The organism is Megasphaera sp. NM10 (assembly GCF_000417505.1).
In the GTDB taxonomy this organism is placed as follows: Bacteria; Bacillota; Negativicutes; order Veillonellales; family Megasphaeraceae; genus Megasphaera; species Megasphaera intestinihominis.
Genome location: NZ_APHY01000150.1, coordinates 1 through 458, shown reverse-complemented (window position 1 = coordinate 458; position 458 = coordinate 1). Strand labels below are relative to the sequence as shown.

Annotated in this window: 1 rRNA gene; it reads right to left on the bottom strand. The window is 56.8% G+C overall.

The features are described from left to right. Positions 1-458, bottom strand: a 16S ribosomal RNA gene (locus NM10_RS12800); the annotation flags it as partial.

Sequence of the window (458 nt, the reverse complement as noted above, 5' to 3'; positions counted from 1 at the left end):
TCATCGCCCCACCTTCGACGGCTGGCTCCTTGCGGTACCTCACCGGCTTCGGGTGTGAATGACTTTCGTGGTGTGACGGGCGGTGTGTACAAGGCCGGGAACGTATTCACCGCAGTATGCTGACCTGCGATTACTAGCGATTCCTGCTTCATGCAGGCGGGTTGCAGCCTGCAATCCGAACTGGGACTCTGTTTTTGGGGTTTGCTCCGGATCGCTCCTTCGCTTCCCTCTATTAAGAGCCATTGTAGTACGTGTGTAGCCCAAGCCATAAGGGGCATGATGACTTGACGTCATCCCCGCCTTCCTCCGCATTGTCTGCGGCAGTCTCTCCTGAGTCCCCGACTTAACTCGCTGGTAACAGAAGATAGGGGTTGCGCTCGTTRCGGGACTTAACCCAACMTSWCACGACACGAGCTGACGACAGCCGTGCACCACCTCGTTTCTTGTCCTCCGAAGAG